This is a genomic window from Pusillimonas sp. T2, from assembly GCF_002236805.1.
Classification (GTDB): Bacteria; Pseudomonadota; Gammaproteobacteria; order Burkholderiales; family Burkholderiaceae_B; genus Neopusillimonas.
In genome coordinates this window covers 1-432 of the sequence record NZ_NIQA01000042.1, presented here as the reverse complement: position 1 = coordinate 432, position 432 = coordinate 1, and the positions used below count along the sequence as shown (strand labels likewise).

General features: G+C 47.7%; 1 protein-coding gene. It reads left to right on the top strand.

The window, feature by feature from the left end; genetic code table 11:
- Positions 1–432 (top strand): NUDIX domain-containing protein (locus tag PuT2_RS15655; RefSeq protein WP_143516251.1); only part of this gene is annotated, 432 nt, incomplete at both ends.

Below are 432 nucleotides of genomic sequence, written 5' to 3'. Positions count from 1 at the left end.
CGGCCAGAAGTGGACGCTGAAAGTTTTATAATTATTCAAATGCGAACACTCAAAATAGCAACCGCTTGTTTCTTAAACGACAAACACGAGCTGCTGGTCGTCCGAAAGCAAAACACCTCCGCTTGGATGCTTCCAGGCGGGAAGTTAGATGGTAATGAAACAGCATGCGAGGCGCTTGTCAGAGAGCTTCAAGAGGAACTGCAGATTGAAGTCGATGCATCAGCACTTCGTTCTTTTGGCGCATTTGAGGCTGCTGCTGCCAATGAAACAAACACGATAGTGAAGGCACAGGTCTTTCTTGCTCGGGTACCAGAAGGCCAAACACCAGTCCATGCAGCAGAAATTGCAGAAATGAAATGGCTGCCACTCAGCCAACCATTTCCGAAGGGAACTGCGCCGTTACTGAAAAATTCAATCATTCCTGCACTTCTG